This is a genomic window from Caldanaerobacter subterraneus, from assembly GCF_004345675.1.
GTDB classification, from domain to species: Bacteria; Bacillota; Thermoanaerobacteria; order Thermoanaerobacterales; family Thermoanaerobacteraceae; genus Thermoanaerobacter; species Thermoanaerobacter subterraneus.
Map to the genome: position 1 here is coordinate 64,616 of NZ_SLWU01000006.1, position 22,145 is coordinate 86,760.

The window sequence follows — 22,145 nt, forward strand, 5'->3', positions numbered from 1 at the left end:
GGATGTACAGAATTGTGAGAAAGGAAGTATTAAATCCTGCTGTTAAGCTCATGGATATTGAGGCGCCTAGAGTTGCAAAAAGTGCAAAACCTGGGCAATTTGTAATTTTAAGAATTTACGAAAAAGGAGAAAGAATTCCCCTCACTATTGCAGATTATGACCCAGGAAAAGGTACTGTAACCATTGTATTTCAAGAAGTTGGTAAATCCACCAAGCTTTTGGGCACTTTAAATGAAGGGGATTATATAGCGGATTTTGTGGGACCTCTGGGCAATACGATGGAAGTTCCTAAAGGGGCAAAGAAAATTTTGGGGGTAGGAGGAGGCGTTGGAATACCTGCCCTTTATCCGAAACTTAAGATGCTTCATCAGGAAGGATACAAAGTAGAAGCAATTTTAGGTGGAAGAAGCGAGGAGTATGTGATTTTTAGGAAAGAAATGGAGGCGGTATGTGACAAAGTATATTATGCTACAGATGATGGAACACTTGGTAAGAAAGGGTTTGTAACAGATGTTTTGAAAGATGTCCTTGAAAATGACAAAGAAGTGGACTTTGTGATTACTGTAGGTCCTGTGATAATGATGAAAAATGTCTGCAAGATGACTAAAGAATACAATATACCTACTATTGTGAGCATGAATCCCCTGATGGTGGACGGGACAGGAATGTGCGGAGCCTGCAGAATTGAAGTGGGAGGAGAAACTAAATTTGTCTGCATGGATGGTCCAATTTTTGATGGTCATCTTGTAAATTTTGATTTAGCTATGACAAGGCTTAATATGTTCAAAAAGCAGGAAAAGATTTCATTAGAGCTATATGAGAAGGAACATGGAGGTGGTCACCATGGCCGTTAAGGATAGAGTACCTATGAGAGAACAGGACCCGAAAGTGAGGATAAAGAATTTTGATGAGGTAGCGCTAGGTTATACTGAAGAAGAAGCTATCTTAGAGGCTTCAAGGTGTTTGCAGTGCCCAAATCCTACCTGTGTGGCCGGGTGCCCCGTCCATGTGAGAATACCCGAATTTATAAAAGCTATAACTGAAAGAAAATTTGAAGAAGCGTACAAGATAATAACCAGCACTAACAGTCTTCCAGCCGTTTGTGGAAGAGTTTGTCCACAGGAAGAGCAGTGTGAGAAGAACTGCATTTTGAATAGAATAGGCAAGCCCATTGCAATTGGGAGACTAGAGAGGTTTGTAGCTGATTATGCGCTTCAAAATAACATTGAAGAGGAAGTAAAGCCGGAGAAGAAGAATAAAAAAGTCGCCATAATAGGGAGCGGTCCTGCAGGGCTTACCTGTGCTGGAGACCTTCTAAAGATGGGTTATGATGTCACCATTTTTGAGGCATTACACGCTTTAGGTGGGGTTTTGACTTATGGGATTCCTGAATTTAGATTGCCAAAAAGAATTGTGGAAGCTGAGATAGAAAGGTTAAAGAAACTGGGAGCAAAGGTAGAGACAAACGTAGTGGTAGGAAAGACAGTTACAATAGACGAGCTCATGGAGGAAGAAGGCTTTGAAGCGGTCTTCATTGGCACGGGAGCGGGCCTTCCGAGGTTTATGGGGATTCCTGGAGAGAACTTAAATAGAGTCTATTCAGCCAATGAGTTTTTGACGAGGATAAACCTCATGAAAGCCTATAAATTCCCTGAGTACGATACGCCTATCGCTGTAGGGAAAAGAGTTGCAGTTATAGGTGGAGGGAATGTAGCTATGGACGCTGCCCGTTCAGCTTTAAGGCTTGAAGGGGTAGAAGAGGTTATAGTTGTATACAGGCGTTCAAAAGAAGAAATGCCAGCAAGGGCTGAGGAAATAGAACACGCCATTGAGGAAGGAATAAAGTTTGAATTTTTGGCAAATCCAATACGAATAAACGGAACAGAAGACGGCTGGGTCAAGAGCATGGACGTAATAAGAATGAAGTTAGGAGAGCCAGACAGTTCAGGGAGAAGAAGGCCTATAGAGATACCTGGTTCAGAATTTACAATGGAAGTAGATACAGTGATCATGGCATTAGGAACTAGTCCTAACAGGCTTATACCCTCTACTACAAAGGATATTCAAGTTCAAAAATGGGGTGGAATAATAACAGACGAGGATGGCAGGACCTCAAGGCCAGGTGTATTTGCCGGAGGAGATGCCGTCACTGGAGCTGCAACCGTGATTTTAGCAATGGGAGCAGGGAAAAAAGCTGCAAAAGCGATAGATGAATATTTGAGAAATAAAAAATGAAAATCCAATTTTATGCTATTTAAGTTTAATTTATCAAAATAATGCATAAATATGCAGTAAACTTTGCACAGCATTTTACTTATTTTGAAAATAGTGTATATGAAATGTAAAAGAAAGTAAATTATGCCCTTTAATGGGCATAATTTTTTTTAAAAAAAATAGAAACATTACAATAAAAAGACTTTCGCAGTAAAAAAAATTGTGTTAAAATCCATATTAAAATTATTCAGTGGAGGGAGTATAAATATGCAAGAAAAGACGTTGAATCCGTTTGAAATTGCAAAGCAACAGCTTAAAATGGCTTGTGACAGGCTGGGAGTTGACCCTGTTGTATACGAGATTTTAAGTAAACCTCAAAAAGTTATAGAAGTTTCTATTCCTGTTAAGATGGATGATGGAAGTGTCAGAGTATTTACAGGCTTTAGAGTTCAACACAATAATGCTATTGGCCCTACAAAAGGAGGAATAAGGTTTCACCCTAATGTCAATGCTGATGAGGTTAAAGCTTTAGCTATGTGGATGACTTTTAAATGCGCTGTTGTAGGAATACCTTATGGCGGAGGGAAAGGAGGAGTTGCGGTAAATCCAAAAGAGCTTTCTAAGGAAGAATTAGAAAGGTTATCAAGAGCGTTTATTGATGCTATTTATGATGAAATAGGTCCCAATAAAGATGTCCCTGCCCCAGATGTCAATACAAACAGTCAGATTATGGGATGGATGTTGGATGAGTACAATAAAATATCTAGAAAAGATAATCCCGGCGTAATTACTGGTAAACCCTTAAGTGTAGGAGGTTCAAAAGGAAGAGTTGCAGCAACAGGTTTAGGAGTAGCTATAACTGTAAGGGAATTAGCTAAGAAAATGGGATTAGAATTAAAAGGGGCTAAAGTTGCAGTTCAGGGCTTTGGAAATGTAGGCAGTTATACTGCTTTGATTTTACAGCAATATGGAGCAAAAATTGTGGCTATTTCTAATAGCAGGACTTGTATTTATAGTGAGAAAGGGATAGATGTGGAAAAATTGATGGAATATAGAGAAAAAACAGGGAATATAGCTGGATTCGCTGACACTGAAGAACTTCCAAAAGAAGAGATATTTACTTTAGATGTCGACATATTTGTTCCTGCTGCATTAGAAAATGTCATAACAAGTCAAAATGCAGATAAAATTAAGGCTAAGATAGTAGCAGAAGGTGCAAATGGTCCTACTACTCCTGAAGCAGATGAAATATTGGATAAAAAAGGTATTATGGTAATTCCTGATATTTTGGCTAATGCTGGTGGAGTTACTGTTTCATATTTTGAATGGGTCCAAAATCTTTATGGTTTTTATTGGACAGAAGAAGAAGTTTTAAAAAGAGAGGAACAATTAATGGTTGATGCTTTTAATAGTGTATATGAAATAAGCCGCCAGTATAATGTCAATATGAGAACAGCTGCTTATATGCTCTCTATAAAGAGGGTTGCAGAGGCCATGAAAGCAAAGGGATGGTATTAAACAAAAAAAAAGCCGGTTTTCGGCTTTTTTTTGTACCGAAAAAATTATATAATAATAAATAACAGGACGGAGAAATATGATAGGTAGTAAGTGAATATAAACTCATGTGGGTGAGGAGAATGAGATATAGTGTGGAAGAAAAGGGGACAAAGGTGATTGTAAGGGGGATTGCAGATTTTAATCTCAAAGAGACTTTTGAAAGTGGCCAGTGCTTTAGATGGAATGAGGAAGACGATGGAAGTTATACGGGGGTAGCGTATGACAGAGTTGTAAATGTGAAGTTGGAAGGGGACACGCTAATCATTGACAATACCAATTTGACCGATTTTTACGATATATGGTTCGATTATTTTGACTTAGGTAGAGATTACGGACAAATAAAGGAAAGTCTGTCAAAGGACCCTGTTCTCAAAGAAGCGATTAAATTTGGGCAAGGGATTAGGATTTTAAGACAAGATACGTGGGAGACATTGGTTTCTTTCATAGTTTCCCAAAACAACAGAATCCCCCAAATAAAAAAGGTAATAGAAAATTTGGCGACTAGTTTTGGAAATCCAATAGAGTATAAAGGTAAGATTTATTACACTTTTCCAAAACCTGAAGAGCTTGTGATGTACGATGTAGAAACTATTGCAAAGACAAGATGCGGTTTTAGGGCAAAGTACATTTTTGATGCTGCTTCCAAAGTCTTTTCGGGTGAGATCAACCTTTTAAAATTGCATGAATACAGCACCAGTGAAATAAGGGATATCTTGATGACTATAAACGGTGTGGGACCTAAAGTTGCCGATTGTGTAATTCTCTACTCTATTGGGCGGTATGATACTTTCCCCACTGATGTCTGGATAAAGAGAATAGTTGAGCATCTTTACCTGAAAAGGGAGGGTACCCCTGTAGAAATTCAGCTTTTTGCTATTGACAAATTTGGAGACCTCTCTGGTTTTGCTCAACAGTATTTGTTCTACTATGGGAGAGAGATGGGGAAGAAAATATTTGGGGAAAGGAAGAAGTAAATGCTGGGAACAATCGTAAATTCAATTGCGATAATCGTCGGAGGGACGATTGGAACTCTTCTTAAGCTAGGGATTCCAGATAGGTTTAAAAATATAGTTATGCAGGGTGTGGCTTTAAGTGTGGCAATTATAGGAATTTCCAGTGGTCTTCAGTTTAATAACCTTATGTTGGTTATTATGAGTTTAGTGATAGGGGGAGTGATAGGAGAGGCTCTTGACATAGAAGGATATCTCAATAGGTTAGGCGATACTCTTCAAAGGAAATTGAGTAAAGACAACGGTTCTACTATAAGCAAGGGATTTGTTACGGCGAGTTTGGTGTACTGTGTAGGGGCAATGGCTATAGTTGGTTCCTTAAAAGAAGGGCTATCAGGAGACCACAGCATACTTTTTGCTAAATCTGTGTTAGATGGTATATCCTCTATAATTTTTGCTTCTACTTTTGGTGTTGGAGTGATTTTTTCAGCCATTTCTGTTTTTTTATACCAAGGTTCTATTACAGTTGGGGCTTCCTTTTTACAAGGGCTTTTAATAAAGCCAGTAATTGATGACATGACAGCTGTAGGAGGAGTCTTGATATTCGCTATATCTTTGAATATGCTGGAGATTAAAAGTATAAAAGTTGCAAATTTACTGCCTTCTATTTTTATACCCATTTTTTATCAGCTAATTCTTAACCTTATAAGATAAGGAGGGGGACACCCTCCTTAAACTTTTTTTAAAGCCTCTTCTATATTTATCATTCCACTTCCTTGTGTCCAAAGGCCTGCTTCGTTAATTTTTGTGGCTGTGGTCTTTAATATATTTTTTATTTCTACATTTGTCAGACGTGAATTTTTCTCTAAAAGCAATGCTACTGCTCCTGCTACCATTGGAGTTGCCATTGAAGTACCTGTGGCGCTCCTGTAAGGTTTGTTTATCATTATCTCATCTGCTCCAAAAGGCACATTTCCAGAAGCTGTAGAGACTATTTTCACTCCTGGGGCTACTACATCTGGTTTGTAAAGATAAGGTCCTCCTCTTCCTGAGAATTTGGCTACTTCGTCGTCTTCTATATCTGGAGTCCTTTTATCGTCCACTGCTCCTACCGTTATAGCATTTCTACTTGTTCCTGGAGAAGTTATGGAATTGTAATTAGGACCTGAATTTCCTGCGGCAACTACTACAACTATTCCATTTTTCCACAAAGTATCTACCCCTCTCACCAGAGGGTCCAAGAAAGTTGGAAGAGCAGGGGTTTCTCCTATTGAAAGGGAGACAATTCGTATGTTGTATTTCTCCTTATTGTCCAAAACCCATTGCATTCCTGCCAGAATGTCTGAGGAACTGCCTCTTCCGTAGGAGTCCAGCACTTTTACTGCCACTATATTTGCTTCAGGGGCAACTCCTTTGTATTTTCCATTGGAAGCATATCCGTTTCCTGCTGCATCTCCTGCCACGTGAGTTCCGTGACCGTTGTCGTCATAGGGCTGCTTTTTCCCATTTACTACGTCATAAAAAGCGATTATGCGATTTTTAGGCTTTGTAAAATCAGGGTGTGGATATATGCCTGTGTCTAAAAAAGCTATAGTTATTCCCTTTCCGGTATATCCTAAGTCATTTGCTTTTCTGGATGCGATTTCCTGAGTAGCTATGTGAAGCTGTAGTTTTACGAGAGAGTCTTCTGCTATAAAGTGGATTCCTTTAATGGAAGCAAAATGCTTTAGCTTATCGCAGGGCAAATTTACTGACCATCCTTTTATTATGGGAATCTCAAACTTAATGCTCCCGCCAAATTTTTCTATTTTAGACTTTAAGGTTTCATAAGGAAGATTTGAATATAAAATTGCAGGTACACATTCACTCCTCAAGTAAGAAGCTTTGTTTAAAAGCCTTTTATCAATTTTTTGCAAAGTATAGATTTCCTTTGCGATTTTTGAGAAGGCAAATAAAGGGATTATATTCACATCTATACCTCCTTTCTCGCTACTACCACAATATGAGAGACACAAAAATTTGCTAGTGGAATTTTTTAAAAAGTGTCACCTTAAAAAGTGTCACCTTAAAAAGTTGCTTCATATTATGTAGTAGGTCTTGAAAAGACCTGTAGATAAAAAGCCAAAACTCGAAAGGAGGAAAACTCATGCCAGTAGATAAGAGCGGAGCTGGATTTGGCTGTTGGTTTTGGATTATAATAATAATTCTCTTGATCTTCTTGTTTGTACCAGGCATCATTGTAGAAGAGCCAAAAGCTTAACCAGAATAAAATTGGGTTAAAGGAGGATTAGTATGGCAGGAACAAGTTCACTTTTTGGCCAAACCAATTTGCTGTTTTTCTTCTTAATACTTGTCTTAGGACTTAACGGAGGATGGTTTAATATAAATTGGTCCTTAGAGACATTGTTGCTTTTCTTCATACTGCTGGTAATAATAATGGATGGCGGATGGGGTTGGCTCTTTAACGAAGTGAAATAAACCAAAGGGCTCTATCCTTCCGATAGAGCCCTTTACTTAAAATGAGTGGAGTGGATTTAAATGACTTTGTCGGGAGATACTCTTTTATTCTTCTTCATAATTCTCACTATCTTGCTAGATGTAAAATTTGAGATTGAAAGCCTGCTGTTCTTTTTCCTCCTGTTAGTGCTTCTGCAACAGGAAAAACCGAGGAAAAAAGTTAAAAAATTTTTGTGGTCTCTTGCTGGGTACTCCTCTTTGTGCCAGGGATAATCGTCTTCGAAAAGAATTAGAAAAAAGGGGCAGTCTATAATAATAGACTAGCCCCCTTACATATATTTAATTAGCAGATTAAAACTAGGGGGAATCTGCCTTGCAAAGAGAGGTCTTGCTTAAAATAATTGCAATAGAACTCTTAATTTTAGCTTTTGTTAAATACCAGCTAATGGAAACAGAAGAGGAAGGACAAAAAGAAACAGATAAAGAAAAAGACAAGGGAAAGGCACAGGTTGAGACTCCAGAAGAAAAGAAAACCGACTTTTATGAAGTTATAACAAAAGGAAAAGAGCTTATGAAAAGTGTAAAACCTTACCTTAATAAAAGGGACCAGTACTATGTAGAGATGTTTACAAAAATGGCTGAAATAGTTGAAATTCAAAAAGAACTTTTTTCATTATCTGAAGAAGAAGTCAAGGCAGAAGAGGAAAAAGAGCCTGATAAGATAGGGATTTTAAAGGCTGTTAAACCCTACATATCTGAAGATAAACAGGCTATAGTGGATAAATTTCTGAAATTTCACGAAGCATTGAAAAATCTCCAGGAGAAGATAGAGAAATTTTCAAAAGAGGAGAAGAAAGCCAACGTGTTTGGCAAGCTTGTGGAAATTTATGAAGCCATAAGGCCATTGATTCCTGAAGAAAAAGTGGAAGAAACAGATAAATTGGCAAGAAATATAAAATTACTAGAAGTTATTAATAAAGCTGAAGGGCTTATGAATAACATAAAAGAAGTTAAAGGCCAGACAAGAGGAGAAGAGAAGAAAGATTTTGAAAGCGAAGTAGAAGAAGAGAAAGTAAAGGAAGAAATAGAAAACTCAGATGGAGAAGAAGAAATTAAGGGTAAACCTGATGAAGAAAAAGTAGAAGAGGAGGGAGAAACAGAAGAAGAAAAGGCATTAGAAGGGCTGTCAGAACAGCAAAAAGCTGTCATAGATAACTTAAAGTCCATGCTCACAAAGGAGCAGCAGCAGTACATGTACAACATGATAAATTACTTAAAACATCATAAATTAAAAAATTTGGAAGATAATAAAGAAGGGGAATAATTATTCCCTGTATTTTTTTTATTAAAAAATACAAAATAAAGAAACACAGTCTAAAACGATAAATAATGGCATAAAAACATAATAATCTGGGAAAAATCATAAATAATCAAACAAAACAGCCCAAAATGGGCTATAATCAGGTTTGATATGTTTTACCACTTAAATTAATATAGAGATTGGAATTAGCACTCATAGAAGTTGAGTGCTAACAAAGGAAGGAGGAGGGATAAAGTTATATGAGACTAAAGCCACTCGGAGACAGAGTAGTAGTTAAGGTTATTCAGTCTGAAGAAGTCACAAAAGGCGGAGTTATTCTACCGGGCACAGCTAAGGAGAAACCGCAACAAGGAGAAGTTGTGGCAGTAGGACCAGGTCAATACATAGATGGAAAAAGAGTAGAGCCAGAAGTCAAGGTCGGCGATAAAGTGATTTTCTCCAAGTACGCTGGGACGGAAGTTAAATTGGATGGCGAAGAATATTTACTTTTAAGAGAGAGCGATATTCTAGCAATAATCGAATAAGGAGGTAGTGAAAATGGCAAAACAGATCAAATACGGTGAGGAAGCGCGCAAGGCTTTAGAAAGAGGAGTTAATGCTGTTGCTAATACTGTGAAGGTAACACTGGGTCCAAGGGGAAGGAATGTAGTACTTGACAAGAAATATGGAACTCCTACTGTTACCAATGACGGTGTTACAATTGCAAGAGAAATTGAATTAGAAGACCCATTTGAGAATCAAGGTGCTCAGCTTTTGAAGGAAGCTGCAACGAAGACAAATGATGTAGCGGGTGATGGTACGACTACAGCAACCCTTCTAGCCCAAGTAATGGTTCTGGAAGGGCTTAAAAACCTTGCTGCGGGTGCCAATCCAATGCTCTTAAGAAGAGGTATGGCAAAGGCTGTGGAAGCCGCAGTCGAGGGTTTAAGAAGGATTTCTAAGCCTATTGATAATAAAGAGTCAATTGCACATGTAGCTGCTATTTCAGCTGCTGATGAGGAAATTGGACAGCTCATTGCAGAAGCAATGGAGAAAGTTGGTAAAGACGGCGTCATTACAGTTGAAGAGTCAAAGACTATCGGTACAACTCTTGAAGTTGTAGAAGGTATGCAGTTTGACAGAGGTTACATCTCACCTTACATGGTAACAGATGCAGAGAAGATGGAAGCAGTACTTGAAGAGCCTGTAATACTCATCACAGATAAAAAACTCTCTAGTGTGCAAGACTTATTGCCATTGCTAGAGCAAATAGTACAGCACGGAAAGAAACTTCTCATAATTGCTGATGATGTGGAAGGAGAAGCTTTGGCAACATTAGTAGTTAACAAGTTAAGAGGTACATTCTCCTGCGTGGCTGTAAAAGCTCCTGGATTTGGCGACAGAAGAAAGGAAATGCTCCAGGATATTGCTATCTTGACAGGTGGGCAAGTAATTTCTGAAGAGTTGGGTTATGACTTAAAAGATGTGACATTAGATATGTTAGGCCGTGCAAGACAGGTAAAAGTCACAAAAGAACATACAACGATTGTAGGTGGAGCAGGTAATCCAGAAGATATCAAGAAGAGAATTAACCAGATAAAGGCTCAAATTGAAGAGACTACTTCAGATTACGATAGAGAGAAATTACAGGAGAGACTTGCTAAACTAGCTGGCGGCGTAGCAGTTATCCAAGTAGGTGCTGCAACAGAGACAGAGCTCAAAGAGAAGAAACACAGGATTGAAGATGCATTAGCAGCTACAAAAGCAGCAGTAGAAGAAGGTATAGTGCCTGGTGGTGGAGTAGCACTTCTTAACGTAATAGAAGATGTGCAGAAAGTAGTTGACTCATTAGAAGGAGACTTCAAGACAGGGGCCAAGATAGTATTGAAAGCTTTAGAAGCACCTGTAAGACAGATTGCTGAAAACGCAGGAGTTGATGGTTCAATAATCGTAGAAAAGATTAAAGCTGCTAAAGATCCGAACTTCGGATACGATGCATACAGAGAAGAATTTACAGATATGATCAAGAGAGGTATTATAGACCCGACAAAAGTTACAAGGACAGCACTTCAAAACGCTGCTTCAATTGCTTCAATGATACTCACAACAGAGGCTATAGTGGTAGATGTGCCGGAGAAAGAAAAAAGCAATATTCACGGGGCAGGAATGGACATGATGTAAGGGCTGAGGCTTCCTCAGCCTTTTTTGATTTTCTGCTCTTGACAGATTTTATATTGTCTGATAAAATGAATCTGTACAAAATGTGCGCCCGTAGCTCAGAAGGATAGAGCAGCAGTTTCCTAAACTGCGTGCCGGAGGTTCGAGTCCTCTCGGGCGCACCATTTTAAAACTTGTATATTTAAAAATGACAACATAAAATGATAACATAAGGATTCTAGCAGCAAAAGTTAGAGTCCTTATTTTTATTGCAAAGCTAAAAATCAGTAATAACCTTGTGATAATAATCACCTATGATAAAGAAGAAGAAGTAAGAGAATTCACAACTCTTTTTGCATTTTAAAGAATTGAAAACTTTTATCCCTACTTTTAAAAAGAGGTGATCTCTCTATTATCTTATAACCTAATTTTTCATACAATTTAATCGCCTTTTCATTTTCTATCTCCACATCCAACACTATCCTTTTGCACTTTAGTTTTCTCGCCTCTTGCTCTATTTCCTCTAACAGTTTACTTCCTAATCCAAGACCTCTAAACTCAGAATATACTGCAATATTGCTCAGGTAATATTCTTCTTTTGTGATTTTCCCTAATATACTCTCAGCTTTAAATAAATAAGGAAGTTTTCTAAGAAAGTCCCCTTTTAAATATTTAGCAAGAAGTATACCAGTATTTAGTTCTTCTTCTATCTTTTGTTCAAAACTATATCCTAAAACCATTCCTGCTATTTTGTTATCTATTTCGACAAAGATTGAATGCTCAAAACTGAAAAAATTTTTAGGTTGTTTAAATAAATTTTCCATTAGCTCTTTTACTTTAGGTCCAAAAAGATAAGGGAAGAAAAAAGGAGCGGAAAGGAAAATAAGTTCAGAAAAATCTTTTGCATATTCAAGTTTTCCTCTTTTTATAAGGATATTATTCATTTTTTACCCTCCACATGTTCTCAAAGCTTTTTGGATTATACCATAATTCTATCATATCTTTTAGTCTACAAAAGCAATTGTCATTTTTCTATAAAACTTTGTACTCATATTACGGGATAGTGTAAAATTTCAGTAGGTAACGAAGCAGGAAAATGAGGTATGAATATAGAAAAAAAGACCTCACCGGGAAAAAATCAAAAATCAAAACAAAGGAAGGTGAGGTCTGATATGTTATTAGATATTCGACACATAGTGGGTATAATCCTGCTTTTTGCTCAAGGTTTAATGAAAATAATAAGGGAGAGTAAAGATTTTTATAAACTGGAAAGAGGGATACATGAACTTACACAAAAAGTATCAAGACAACTTCTTGAGTGGGCAGGAGAAAAAATGGATAAAAAGCTGATGGAGGACCGAGACAAAAAAGTGTGGGAAGTAGTGGGATTTAGAGCGAAGCAGGTAGTAAGCATTTTTGGGGAATTTACGTATAGGAGGAGGTTATACAGCAACAAAGAGACAGGTGAGACGAAATTTCTTTTAGACGAAGTAGTAGGGATTCCGACAGGAGCTAGAATAACACCGGGGATAAGGGAGATAGCGACAAAACTAGCTACAGAAATGACTTTTAGGAAGGTAACAGAAATATTAAACTATCTTTTTCACCACATTACCGCAATGACAATATGGAAGGCAATGCAAGAAGTGGGAGATGAAATAAAGAAGGAAAGTGAAGAAAAGAAAGAAGCTGTGTTTGAATATAAAAAGTACCAGAGAAAAAAGAGGAAACGGCGAAGCTTTATATAGACGGAGTAATAATAAGACTGCAGAGGTTGGACAAAAAGAAAGGAGAAATAAAGCACTTTGTAATCTATGAAGGGAAAGAAGGAGAATCACAGGGAAGATATAGACTAAAGAACAAACTAGTAGTAAGCGGTTTAGCAGAAGGAGAGAGCATGTTGGAAGAAGTATACGCGAAAGTAGGTAACAAATGGAAATTAGACAAAATAGAGAGAGTGTATATAAGAGGGGATGGAGCAGAATGGCCAAAAGGAGGGTTAGAATACTTTTCGGGAGCAGAATATAGACTGGATCCCTATCACTTGCAGAAGAACTTGGTAGAGGCCCTGTGGTATGACGAAGAGACATACGACAAAGTAAGAGAACTGGGAGGGGATAAAAGGCTCTAAAGAAGCAGAAAGATTGGGAGCTATTGAAGGACAAATTCAGCACAACATAGCGAGACATATGAAACGGCTTGGAGCTAGGTGGACAGAAGAAGGTTGAGATTGGATGGACAGGATATTATCGGAGAAAGCAAATGGCAGATTAGAGGACTATACAAAGCAATTAAAACAAGAAGAAATAAAAAAAATAATGCAGCCGGCAAAGCAGGAGGAAAAAAGAAAGTATATGGAAGAAGACGTAGGAGAATGGTTAAGAGTTTCATTACCGATACTAGAAGGTCCATTTGCGAGCAAGTCATGGATAAAATACGTTTTAAAAGAATTAACACGAGTGAATGGTTTAGCAGTAGGTATTTGAGTAAGTAGGAACAATTCTATTATTTAGCATTGGGAAGGGAAGAGGATAAAAGGTATGTTGCTTTCTATCAAAGCAGTAATTTAACATAAATAGGAATATATACAAATTATTAATCAAGCACTATAACTTATTAGCGGTGAGGGTGGTCACAAAAAGTTTTTAAAAAATTTTACCTACAAAATCTTGACACGGACTCAGTACCACTGTCACTATTGACGAAAAAATTCAAATTTGATATATTGAATAATAAAATTGTCGAGAGGAAGGGGAAAATAAGACAGGAGCCTGAATGAGTTTTTCTTCAGGTTTTTTCTTACGCTTTGAAGCTATAAATTTTTGAAGCCTTCTAATTATTTAACAAAGACTTTGTCTATGAGGTGTGTTATAATAAAATGCAAAGGAGATGGAAGTATGGAGGATAAGTTTGTAAAGGAAGGTCTGACCTTTGACGATGTGCTTCTAATTCCTGCCAAATCCGACGTTTTGCCTAAGGATGTGGACCTAAAGACTCGGCTGACAAAGAAGATCACTTTAAACATTCCTTTAATGAGCGCCGGCATGGACACGGTGACAGAAGCACGGCTAGCTATAGCTATAGCTAGGGAAGGCGGAATAGGAGTAATTCACAAGAACATGTCCATTGAGAGGCAGGCAATGGAGGTAGATAAGGTCAAAAGGTCGGAACACGGGGTAATTACAGACCCTTTCTCTCTTTCTCCTGACCACACCATAAGAGATGCGGCAGAGTTAATGGCACGGTATAAAATTTCTGGGGTTCCAATCACAGTAGATTCCAAACTGGTAGGAATAATCACAAATAGGGATATAAGGTTTGAAGACGATCTAGACAAGCCCATAAGAGAAGTAATGACAAAAGAAAATCTAGTAACAGCGCCTCCGGGGACGACTTTAGAAGAAGCCAAGCAGATTTTGAAAAAACACAAAATAGAGAAACTGCCTTTAGTAGATGAGAATAACGTACTAAAAGGGCTTATCACCATCAAAGACATAGAAAAAGCTGTAGAGTTTCCGAACGCAGCAAAGGATGAAAAAGGAAGGCTTCTGGTAGCCGCAGCTGTTGGTGTCGGAAAAGACATGATGGACAGGGTTAAAGCGCTGATAGAAGCAGGAGTAGATGCAATTGTGGTAGATACTGCTCATGGCCATTCTACAAGAGTTTTAGATGCTGTAGCAAAAATAAAAGAGAAGTACCCAGATGTACAGCTTATTGCAGGAAATGTTGCTACTGCGGAAGCCACTAGAGATTTAATTGAGAGAGGAGCAGACGCCGTAAAGGTTGGAATTGGACCTGGTTCAATATGCACTACGAGAGTGGTGGCTGGCGTAGGGGTTCCTCAGATAACTGCCATTTACGAATGCGCTAAAGAAGCCGATAAATACGGTATTCCCGTGATTGCGGATGGAGGAATAAAATATTCTGGAGACATTGTAAAAGCCATCGCGGCAGGAGCTTCTGTTGTGATGATAGGTAGCTTGTTTGCTGGAACAGAGGAAAGCCCTGGCGAGATAGAAATATACCAGGGCAGAAGCTATAAGGTATACCGCGGAATGGGCTCATTAGGGGCTATGAAAGAGGGAAGCTCAGATAGATATTTCCAGGAAGAAGCAGTGAAACTGGTGCCAGAAGGAGTAGAGGGAAGGGTACCCTACAGAGGGCCTTTGAGAGAGACTGTTTATCAATTAATTGGCGGTCTTAGAGCAGGAATGGGATATTGTGGAGTCAAAAACATTGAGGAGTTGAGGACTAAAACTAAATTTGTAAGAATAACGCAGGCAGGGTTAATTGAAAGTCACCCTCATGATATAATTATTACGAAAGAAGCTCCTAATTATAATTTGAGATAAGAGGAGGATTTTGATGGGGATTAAGCGCGAAACCATTTTGATTTTGGACTTTGGTGGCCAGTACACTCAGTTAATTGCCAGGAGAATAAGAGAAGCTAATGTGTATTGCGAGATTGTGCCTTACGATATTTCTCCTGAAGAAATAAAAAAGATAGATCCGAAGGGAATTGTGCTTTCGGGCGGACCTGCAAGCGTTTATGTGAAAAATGCTCCTAAGTGTGATAAAGAAATTTTTGAATTGGGATACCCTGTTTTAGGGATATGTTATGGGGCTCAGCTTATGACTGAGCTTCTAGGGGGAAGAGTTGCGCCTGCTCCCGTGAAAGAGTACGGAAAGACAGAGGTTGTGATAAACAACACAATTCCGCTTTTTAAAGGGATAGAGAGAGATACCATTGTGTGGATGAGCCATACTGACCAGATTGAACTCCCACCTCCAGATTTTAAAGTTGTGGCTTCTACTGAAAACTGTCCTATTGCAGCTATTGCCAATGTAGAAAAAAACCTCTATGGTGTTCAATTCCATCCCGAAGTTTCCCATACTCACAGGGGCACAGAGATAATAAGAAATTTCCTGTTTGAAGTGTGCGATTGCTCCGCTGATTGGACGATGGATTCTTTGATTGAACAGACTGTAAAAGAAGTGAGAGCTAAAGTAGGTAATCACAAGGCTGTATGCGCTCTATCGGGCGGTGTAGATTCAGCTGTTGCAGCAGTCCTTGTAGATAGAGCTATACACGATCAGCTGGTGTGCATATTTGTGGATACTGGGCTTTTGCGGACAAACGAAGGGGACATGGTAATTGAGACCTTCAGAAAGAATTACGATATGAATATAATAAGAGTCGACGCAAAAGAAAGATTTCTCTCGAGGCTTAAAGGAGTTACTGACCCAGAGGAGAAGAGGAAGATCATTGGGAATGTTTTCATAGAAGTTTTTAAAGAAGAAGCCATGAAGATTGGCGATGTAAAGTTTTTGGTTCAGGGGACTTTATATCCTGATGTGATTGAAAGCGGGCATGGGATTTCATCTACCATAAAAAGCCATCACAATGTGGGCGGACTTCCTGAAGATATTGGATTTGAGCTGATTGAGCCTTTGAGAATGCTTTTTAAGGATGAGGTCAGACAAGTAGGTAAGGAATTGGGGATTCCCGATGAGATATTGTATAGACAGCCTTTCCCTGGCCCCGGACTGGCTGTGAGAATTGTAGGAGAAGTTACAGAAGAAAAATTAGAAATTTTAAGGCTGGCTGACAGCATAGTTCAGAGAGAGATGAAAAGATTTGGATGGTACAATAAGGTGTGGCAGTCGTTTGCTATTTTGCCTGGAATAAAGAGTGTGGGAGTAATGGGGGACGAGAGGACATACGGTTATGCTATAATTTTGAGGGTTGTAGATAGTGTGGACGGTATGACGGCTGATTGGACAAAACTGCCTTATGAAATTTTGGAAAGCATCTCTACCAGCATTACGAATGAAGTGCCGGGAGTTAACAGGGTTTTATACGATATAACTTCAAAGCCTCCTGCCACTATAGAGTGGGAATAAAAACGAACATTAAAAGAAATTTCTTTAAAAAAATTCGTAATATCTATTGACTTTTTGTGAAATAGTTGCTAAGATATATTTAGAAAATTTAATAAGAAGCACTCATATAATCCCGAGAATATGGCTCGGGAGTCTCTACCGAACAACCGTAAATTGTTCGACTATGAGTGAAAGTGTACCTAGGGTTCCAGCCTGGCAACAGGCGTTCGGTCCGAGCGGTACAGGTATATGGGTTTCCATATACCACACCTAAGGGATAAAAGCCCGGGAGGATAGGTTTCACTCTATTCTTACCGGGCTTAATTTTTTCTAGAAATTAAAAAAGGAGGAAAACTAATGAAAGACAAAACAAATTTGCAAAACGGACTAATTGAAAGATTATTTAAATTAAGAGAGAGAAACACAGATTTTAAGACAGAAGTTTTAGCAGGTGCTACTACTTTTATCACTCTGGCTTATATATAATATTTGTAAACCCCCAGATTTTAAGCGAAGCCGGAATTCCAAAAGAGGCTGCTATTGCTGCCACTATATGGTCTTCGGCAATTGCTACGACTCTTATGGCTCTTCTAGCAAATTATCCTATTGCTGTTGCGCCGGGTATGGGATTAAATGCTTTTTTTTACCTATACAGTAGTTAAGCAGTTTGGACTGCACTGGACTGTAGCGTTAGGAGCCGTGTTTTTTTCAGGAGTAGTCTTTTTGGTTCTCACTGTCACTAAGATAAGAAGCTGGATAATAGAAGCTGTTCCTCCTTCACTGAGGTCGGCTATTCCTGTCGGAATAGGACTTTTCATAGCTTTTATAGGACTTATAAATGCAGGGATAGTTGTAAAATCTGACGCTACTTTGGTAGCTTTTGGGCACATTTTAAACCCTCAAACTCTTCTTTCTGTTTTTGGACTTATACTGGCAGCTGTTCTGATATCTAGAGGTGTCAGAGGAGCTCTCATAATATCAATTCTAACTACCACAAGTGGTATAAATTGGGCTTGGGGTTTATCTCTTACACATTGGTTAAACTATTATCAGGCAGAGCTAAAGAGATACACTGGATGATGTATGTAATTGCTGCTGCCTTTACAATAAATTTTGTTTTGAGATAAGAGGGGTTTTCCCCTCTTATTCATCAAAATTTAAAATAGGGGGTTTTTACTGAAAATGCCAAAAATTGCTGTGGTAGTGGGTAGCAAGTCTGACCTCCCTGTAATTGAAAGGTGCACAGATATTTTAGATGAATTTGAAATTTCCTATGATGTAAAAGTTCTATCTGCCCATCGAACTCCTTTTAAGACGCAGGAATTTGCAGTAGAAGCAGAGAAATATTACGACCTTATAATAGCGGCGGCAGGAAAAGCTGCTCATCTCCCAGGGGTCATTGCTTCTTACACTTTACTTCCTGTCATTGGGCTTCCCATCAAGTCTTCCACTCTAGACGGACTTGATTCTCTCCTTTCAATTGTACAGATGCCAAAAGGAATTCCAGTGGCCACTGTTGCTATAGATGGAGCTGAAAATGCAGCTCTCCTGGCCTGCCACATCTTGTCTTTGAAGTACCCCTATTTAAGAGAAAAGCTTGCCAATTACAGGGAAAAGATGGCGGAAGAAGTGTTAAATAATTAAAATTGGAGGTAAGCCGTATGGAAAAGAAAGAATTGCTTTATGAGGGTAAAGCTAAAAAAGTTTATAAGACGGATAAAGAAGATTACTACATCATAGAGTACAAAGACGATGCCACTGCTTTTAATGGATTAAAAAAGGGGGTAATTGAAGAAAAAGGAGTCGTCAATAATAAAGTTTCCTCAATTTTGTTTGAATTTTTAGAAAAAAGAGGGATTCCTACTCACTATGTGAAAATGCTGAAGGACAGAGAGATGCTTGTCAAAAAAGTTACAATTTTTCCTCTGGAAGTTATCATCAGAAATTACGCCGCAGGTAGTATTTGCAAAAGATTAGGGCTTCAGGAAGGAATAAAATTTAAGGAGCCCGTTCTAGAATTTTGTTATAAAAACGACGAACTTGGAGACCCTATGATAAACGAATACCACATCAGGGCTTTAGAACTTGCTACAAGAGATGAAATTGACCTTATAAAAGAGAGAGCTTTTAAGGTGAACGAAATTCTGTCAGAGTATTTTCTATCTAAAGATATAATCCTAGTAGATTTTAAGTTAGAATTTGGAAAAAATCAAGAAGGGATATTGTTGGCAGATGAGATTTCGCCAGATACCTGCAGGTTCTGGGATAAAAACACTATGGAAAAACTTGATAAAGACAGGTTTAGAAGGGATTTGGGTCAAGTGGAAGAGGCATATTTAGAAATTCTGAGAAGGGTCCAGCAGGTTTAAACTGAAAAGTTGAAGGGTTTAAAAAGTGGGAATTTCACTTATGTGTGCGGTGCCTTAGCGAAAATTATCTTTTGGAAAATTAAAATAGCGGGTGTATAATTATGAAATATAAAGACGCAGGGGTAAATATAGATGAGGGAAACAAGTTTGTAAAAATGATAAAGCCTTTTGCAGAAAAGACAATAAAAGAAGGTGTTTTAGAGGGAATTGGGGGTTTTGCAGCTCTTTATGAGATAAAGAATTATAAAAATCCAGTGCTTGTGTCTAGTACAGATGGAGTTGGAACGAAACTTAAAATAGCCTTTATGATGGATAAGCACGATACTGTAGGGATAGACTTGGTGGCTATGTGTGTAAATGACGTGATTGTAGTGGGAGCAAAGCCCCTCTTTTTTCTAGATTATTTTGCTACTGGAAAGTTAGAAAGCGAAAAAGCGATACAGGTCATTAAAGGAGTAGCAGAAGGGTGTGAAATTGCTGGGTGTGCTTTAATTGGAGGTGAAACTGCTGAACTTCCTGGTTTTTATAAAGAAGGGGAGTATGACCTAGCAGGGTTTTGCGTGGGGATAGTGGAAAAAGAAGAAATAATTGACACTTCTTCTATGGTGATTGGAGATGTAGTAATAGGGCTTTCTTCCTCTGGACTTCACAGCAATGGCTATTCTCTTGTAAGAAAAGTATTTTTTGAAAAAAACAATTTTTCTATAGAAGATTACGTGCCAGATATAGGCAAAACCTTAGGAGAAGTTCTTTTGACACCCACTAAAATATATGTAAAATCTGTGGAAGTTTTGAAAGGATTAAAAATAAAAGGAATGGCTCATATAACAGGAGGGGGCTTTATTGAAAATATTCCTAGAATTTTGAGAAAAGGCGTTTCTGCAAGAATATACAAAGGGAGCTGGGAAGTGCCGATTATCTTTGACATGATAAAAAGGCTTGGGGAAATAGAAGAGAAAGAGATGTACAGGACTTTCAATATGGGTATTGGAATGGTAGTCATAATTGATAAAGAAGAAGTGGAGAAAGCTCTAAAAAGGCTTAAAGAAGTGGGAGAGACAGCTTTTGTGATTGGAGAGATTGTGGAGGGAGAAGGCGGTGTGATTTTATGAGGCTTATGGTAATGGCATCGGGTAATGGCACAGATCTGCAGTCAATAATCGATGCCATTGAAGCTGGTTATATAAAAGCTCAGATAATCGGAGTGGTGAGCGATAAAAAAGAAGCCTATGCGCTTGAAAGAGCTAAAAAACACGGCATTCCTGCTTACTGCCTTCCAAAAAAGGAATTAAAAGAAAATTTCTTTAAAGAGCTTTTGTCACTTCTTGAAAGCCTAAATCCCGACGGGATAATTCTTGCAGGTTTTTTAACAATTTTAAGCGAAGAGATTGTGGAAAGGTTCCCAAATAAAATAATAAATATTCATCCCTCTCTTATCCCTGCCTTTTGTGGAAAAGGATTTTATGGAATGAGAGTTCATCAAGCGGTTTATGATTACGGTGTTAAATATACTGGATGTACAGTGCACTTTGTGGACAAGGGTACAGATACAGGGCCTATCATTCTCCAGGAAGTGGTAAAGATAGAGGAGCATGATACCCCCGAAAGTATTGCCAAAAAAGTTTTGGAAGTAGAGCACAAAGTCCTGCCTTATGCAGTCAAACTTTTTGTTGAAGGGAAATTAAAAGTAGAAGGAAGAAGAGTGAAAATACTTGACAAGGAGGATTTGTGATGTCAAGGAGAGCGTTGATAAGTGTTTCAAAAAAAGATGGAATAGTGGAATTTGCGAAAAAGCTTGAAGACCTGGGTTATGAGATAATATCTACTGGCGGCACTTACAATCTCCTTAAAGAAAGCGGTGTAAAGGTGATAAAGGTCTCTGAGGTTACGGGTTTTCCGGAGATTATGGAAGGAAGAGTAAAGACTTTACACCCCAAAATTCACGGTGGAATTCTTGCTGTGAGAGACAAGAAAGAGCATTTAAAAGACCTTAATGATCATGGCATTGTTCCTATAGACTTGGTAGCCATAAATTTATACCCCTTTAAAGAGACTATTTCCAGGGAAAAGGTTGCTCTTGAGGAGGCAATTGAAAATATTGACATTGGCGGGCCTGCCATGATAAGAGCGGCGGCAAAGAACTATAAATATGTAACTGTCCTTGTGGATCCTGTAGACTATGAAAAAGTGATTGAGGAAATAAAGCTTTATGGGGATACAAAAGAAGAAACGAGGTTTTATCTGGCAGCGAAGGCTTTTGGTCATACGGCTTTTTACGATTCGCTCATATATGAGTATTTTAGAGAGAAGACTAATATGGAATTTCCTAAAGTCATCACTTTTGCCTATGAAAAAGTGCAGGATTTGAGATATGGGGAAAATCCGCACCAAAAAGCGGCCTTTTACAAAAACCCGGTCAAATCTTACGGAATTGCAGAATGCCTGCAGTTACACGGAAAAGAGCTTTCTTTTAACAACATAAATGATGCAAATGCTGCAATAGAACTTGTGAGGGAATTTAGTGAACCTGTGGCGGTCGCTATAAAACACACCAATCCCTGTGGTGTAGCTGTTGGGAATAGCATATATGAGGCTTACTTAAAGGCCTATGAAGCTGACCCCGTTTCAATTTTTGGCGGAATTGTTGCCTTTAACAGAAAAGTTGATGTAGATACTGCGAAAGAGCTTGTGAAAATATTTCTAGAGATTGTAATAGCTCCAGATTTTGAAGAGGAAGCTTTAGAGATATTAATGTCTAAGAAGAACTTGAGAGTGCTCAAATTGAAGGAAGGCTATTACAGAGAATTTGACCTCAAAAAAGTAGAAGGTGGAGTGTTAGTTCAGCAAAAGGATGAAATAGATTTAGAGGAAAGTAGTATCAAAGTCGTAACTAAAAGGGCGCCGACAGAAAAAGAAATGAAGGATTTGAAGTTCGCCTTAAAAGTAGTAAAGCACGTCAAGTCAAATGCTATAGTTTTAGCAAAGGATGGGGTTACTGTAGGCATTGGAGTTGGGCAGGTCAACAGGATTTGGCCTACTGAGCAGGCGATAAAACAGGCAGGAGAGAGGGCGAAAGGAAGTGTCTTAGCATCAGATGCTTTCTTCCCCTTCCCTGATGTAGTTGAAGCGGCCGCAAGAGGAGGAATTACTGCAATAATTCAGCCTGGCGGTTCCCAGAATGACCAGCTTTCAATTGAGGTAGCTGACAGAGCAGGTATTGCGATGATTTTTACTGGAATAAGGCATTTTAAGCATTGA

General features: G+C 38.5%; 20 protein-coding genes, 1 tRNA gene, 1 pseudogene and 1 riboswitch. Of the genes and pseudogenes, 20 read left to right on the forward strand and 2 right to left on the reverse strand.

Going from position 1 to position 22,145, the window contains the following annotated elements; genetic code table 11:
* The first annotated feature begins 2 nt into the window (after positions 1 to 2).
* From EV203_RS03970 to EV203_RS03990, 5 genes are all read left to right on the forward strand, one after another.
* Positions 3 to 854, forward strand: a complete 852-nt coding sequence (locus tag EV203_RS03970) for a sulfide/dihydroorotate dehydrogenase-like FAD/NAD-binding protein (RefSeq protein WP_132039245.1) — start codon at positions 3 to 5, stop codon at positions 852 to 854.
* Entirely contained in the window at positions 844 to 2,235 is a 1,392-nt protein-coding gene (gene gltA, locus EV203_RS03975; RefSeq protein WP_132039247.1) for an NADPH-dependent glutamate synthase, read from the forward strand. Before EV203_RS03970 ends, gltA begins: the two co-directional genes overlap by 11 nt.
* Before the next feature lie 246 nt (positions 2,236 to 2,481).
* Positions 2,482 to 3,732, forward strand: coding sequence for a Glu/Leu/Phe/Val family dehydrogenase (locus EV203_RS03980; RefSeq protein ID WP_132039249.1), 1,251 nt, complete (start codon positions 2,482 to 2,484; stop codon positions 3,730 to 3,732).
* 119 nt (positions 3,733 to 3,851) lie between these two features.
* Complete coding sequence (locus tag EV203_RS03985) at positions 3,852 to 4,745, forward strand: DNA-3-methyladenine glycosylase family protein (RefSeq protein WP_132039251.1); 894 nt, start codon at positions 3,852 to 3,854, stop codon at positions 4,743 to 4,745.
* Positions 4,746 to 5,435, forward strand: coding sequence for a DUF554 domain-containing protein (locus EV203_RS03990; protein ID WP_132039253.1), 690 nt, complete (start codon positions 4,746 to 4,748; stop codon positions 5,433 to 5,435).
* Positions 5,436 to 5,452: 17 nt separating this feature from the next.
* Here EV203_RS03990 and EV203_RS03995 read toward each other — a convergent pair whose 3' ends face one another.
* Entirely contained in the window at positions 5,453 to 6,691 is a 1,239-nt protein-coding gene (locus tag EV203_RS03995) for a S8 family peptidase (RefSeq protein WP_022587397.1), read from the reverse strand.
* Between the two features lie 322 nt (positions 6,692 to 7,013).
* On the opposite strand from EV203_RS03995, the gene EV203_RS04000 reads away from it, so the two are divergent.
* The 5 genes from EV203_RS04000 to EV203_RS04025 all read left to right on the forward strand — a co-directional run bounded on the left by EV203_RS04000 (position 7,014) and on the right by EV203_RS04025 (position 10,820).
* Positions 7,014 to 7,199, forward strand: coding sequence for a hypothetical protein (locus tag EV203_RS04000; RefSeq protein WP_022587395.1), 186 nt, complete (start codon positions 7,014 to 7,016; stop codon positions 7,197 to 7,199).
* A gap of 352 nt (positions 7,200 to 7,551) precedes the next feature.
* Positions 7,552 to 8,502: a hypothetical protein gene (locus EV203_RS04010; protein ID WP_132039255.1), complete on the forward strand. Its 951-nt coding sequence runs from the start codon at positions 7,552 to 7,554 to the stop codon at positions 8,500 to 8,502.
* 236 nt (positions 8,503 to 8,738) lie between these two features.
* On the forward strand, positions 8,739 to 9,023 hold the full coding sequence (gene groES / locus EV203_RS04015) for a co-chaperone GroES (protein ID WP_132039256.1): 285 nt from the start codon (positions 8,739 to 8,741) through the stop codon (positions 9,021 to 9,023).
* Between the two features lie 13 nt (positions 9,024 to 9,036).
* Positions 9,037 to 10,659 carry a chaperonin GroEL gene (gene groL / locus EV203_RS04020; RefSeq protein WP_022587392.1) on the forward strand — a complete coding sequence of 541 codons (1,623 nt, stop codon included), beginning with the start codon at positions 9,037 to 9,039 and terminating at the stop codon, positions 10,657 to 10,659.
* An 84-nt stretch (positions 10,660 to 10,743) separates the two neighbouring features.
* Positions 10,744 to 10,820 (forward strand) — tRNA-Arg (locus EV203_RS04025).
* 156 nt (positions 10,821 to 10,976) lie between these two features.
* On the opposite strand, the gene EV203_RS04030 is transcribed toward EV203_RS04025, so the two are convergent.
* Positions 10,977 to 11,579 (reverse strand): GNAT family N-acetyltransferase, encoded by a 603-nt coding sequence (locus EV203_RS04030; protein WP_132039258.1) that lies wholly within the window; start codon positions 11,577 to 11,579, stop codon positions 10,977 to 10,979.
* 228 nt (positions 11,580 to 11,807) lie between these two features.
* Between EV203_RS04030 and EV203_RS04035 the strand changes: the two are divergent.
* The 10 genes and pseudogenes from EV203_RS04035 to purH all read left to right on the forward strand — a co-directional run bounded on the left by EV203_RS04035 (position 11,808) and on the right by purH (position 22,145).
* Positions 11,808 to 13,121: pseudogene (locus EV203_RS04035) on the forward strand (ISLre2 family transposase).
* A 411-nt stretch (positions 13,122 to 13,532) separates the two neighbouring features.
* The gene (gene guaB / locus EV203_RS04040) at positions 13,533 to 14,987 is read left to right on the forward strand and encodes an IMP dehydrogenase (protein WP_011024998.1); all 1,455 of its coding nucleotides are present in this window, start codon (positions 13,533 to 13,535) and stop codon (positions 14,985 to 14,987) included.
* A gap of 13 nt (positions 14,988 to 15,000) precedes the next feature.
* Complete coding sequence (guaA, locus tag EV203_RS04045) at positions 15,001 to 16,539, forward strand: glutamine-hydrolyzing GMP synthase (RefSeq protein WP_022587388.1); 1,539 nt, start codon at positions 15,001 to 15,003, stop codon at positions 16,537 to 16,539.
* Positions 16,540 to 16,621: 82 nt separating this feature from the next.
* Positions 16,622 to 16,723: riboswitch (purine riboswitch) on the forward strand.
* Between the two features lie 152 nt (positions 16,724 to 16,875).
* Positions 16,876 to 17,004, forward strand: coding sequence for a hypothetical protein (locus EV203_RS14410; protein WP_278429424.1), 129 nt, complete (start codon positions 16,876 to 16,878; stop codon positions 17,002 to 17,004).
* Positions 17,005 to 17,151: 147 nt separating this feature from the next.
* Positions 17,152 to 17,598 carry a solute carrier family 23 protein gene (locus tag EV203_RS14415; RefSeq protein WP_243700575.1) on the forward strand — a complete coding sequence of 149 codons (447 nt, stop codon included), beginning with the start codon at positions 17,152 to 17,154 and terminating at the stop codon, positions 17,596 to 17,598.
* A gap of 102 nt (positions 17,599 to 17,700) precedes the next feature.
* Entirely contained in the window at positions 17,701 to 18,162 is a 462-nt protein-coding gene (purE, locus tag EV203_RS04055; RefSeq protein WP_031313964.1) for a 5-(carboxyamino)imidazole ribonucleotide mutase, read from the forward strand.
* Positions 18,163 to 18,179: 17 nt separating this feature from the next.
* Positions 18,180 to 18,887: a phosphoribosylaminoimidazolesuccinocarboxamide synthase gene (gene purC, locus EV203_RS04060; RefSeq protein ID WP_132039260.1), complete on the forward strand. Its 708-nt coding sequence runs from the start codon at positions 18,180 to 18,182 to the stop codon at positions 18,885 to 18,887.
* Positions 18,888 to 18,988: 101 nt separating this feature from the next.
* Complete coding sequence (purM, locus tag EV203_RS04065) at positions 18,989 to 19,999, forward strand: phosphoribosylformylglycinamidine cyclo-ligase (RefSeq protein WP_022587385.1); 1,011 nt, start codon at positions 18,989 to 18,991, stop codon at positions 19,997 to 19,999.
* Positions 19,996 to 20,619, forward strand: a complete 624-nt coding sequence (gene purN / locus EV203_RS04070) for a phosphoribosylglycinamide formyltransferase (RefSeq protein WP_009610772.1) — start codon at positions 19,996 to 19,998, stop codon at positions 20,617 to 20,619. Before purM ends, purN begins: the two co-directional genes overlap by 4 nt.
* Entirely contained in the window at positions 20,619 to 22,145 is a 1,527-nt protein-coding gene (purH, locus tag EV203_RS04075) for a bifunctional phosphoribosylaminoimidazolecarboxamide formyltransferase/IMP cyclohydrolase (RefSeq protein ID WP_132039262.1), read from the forward strand. The genes purN and purH overlap by 1 nt, the downstream gene beginning before the upstream one ends.

Coding starts and splice junctions, on each gene's coding strand:
- guaB (WP_011024998.1), top strand. CDS start 13,533: ATGGAGGATAAGTTTGTAAAGGAAGGTCTGACCTTTGACGATGTGCTT.
- EV203_RS04030 (WP_132039258.1), bottom strand. CDS start 11,579: ATGAATAATATCCTTATAAAAAGAGGAAAACTTGAATATGCAAAAGAT.
- purH (WP_132039262.1), top strand. CDS start 20,619: ATGTCAAGGAGAGCGTTGATAAGTGTTTCAAAAAAAGATGGAATAGTG.
- EV203_RS03970 (WP_132039245.1), top strand. CDS start 3: ATGTACAGAATTGTGAGAAAGGAAGTATTAAATCCTGCTGTTAAGCTC.
- EV203_RS03985 (WP_132039251.1), top strand. CDS start 3,852: ATGAGATATAGTGTGGAAGAAAAGGGGACAAAGGTGATTGTAAGGGGG.
- EV203_RS14410 (WP_278429424.1), top strand. CDS start 16,876: ATGAAAGACAAAACAAATTTGCAAAACGGACTAATTGAAAGATTATTT.
- EV203_RS03980 (WP_132039249.1), top strand. CDS start 2,482: ATGCAAGAAAAGACGTTGAATCCGTTTGAAATTGCAAAGCAACAGCTT.
- EV203_RS04000 (WP_022587395.1), top strand. CDS start 7,014: ATGGCAGGAACAAGTTCACTTTTTGGCCAAACCAATTTGCTGTTTTTC.
- purN (WP_009610772.1), top strand. CDS start 19,996: ATGAGGCTTATGGTAATGGCATCGGGTAATGGCACAGATCTGCAGTCA.
- purE (WP_031313964.1), top strand. CDS start 17,701: ATGCCAAAAATTGCTGTGGTAGTGGGTAGCAAGTCTGACCTCCCTGTA.
- EV203_RS14415 (WP_243700575.1), top strand. CDS start 17,152: ATGCTTTTTTTTACCTATACAGTAGTTAAGCAGTTTGGACTGCACTGG.
- purC (WP_132039260.1), top strand. CDS start 18,180: ATGGAAAAGAAAGAATTGCTTTATGAGGGTAAAGCTAAAAAAGTTTAT.
- EV203_RS03990 (WP_132039253.1), top strand. CDS start 4,746: ATGCTGGGAACAATCGTAAATTCAATTGCGATAATCGTCGGAGGGACG.
- groES (WP_132039256.1), top strand. CDS start 8,739: ATGAGACTAAAGCCACTCGGAGACAGAGTAGTAGTTAAGGTTATTCAG.
- gltA (WP_132039247.1), top strand. CDS start 844: ATGGCCGTTAAGGATAGAGTACCTATGAGAGAACAGGACCCGAAAGTG.
- purM (WP_022587385.1), top strand. CDS start 18,989: ATGAAATATAAAGACGCAGGGGTAAATATAGATGAGGGAAACAAGTTT.
- guaA (WP_022587388.1), top strand. CDS start 15,001: ATGGGGATTAAGCGCGAAACCATTTTGATTTTGGACTTTGGTGGCCAG.
- groL (WP_022587392.1), top strand. CDS start 9,037: ATGGCAAAACAGATCAAATACGGTGAGGAAGCGCGCAAGGCTTTAGAA.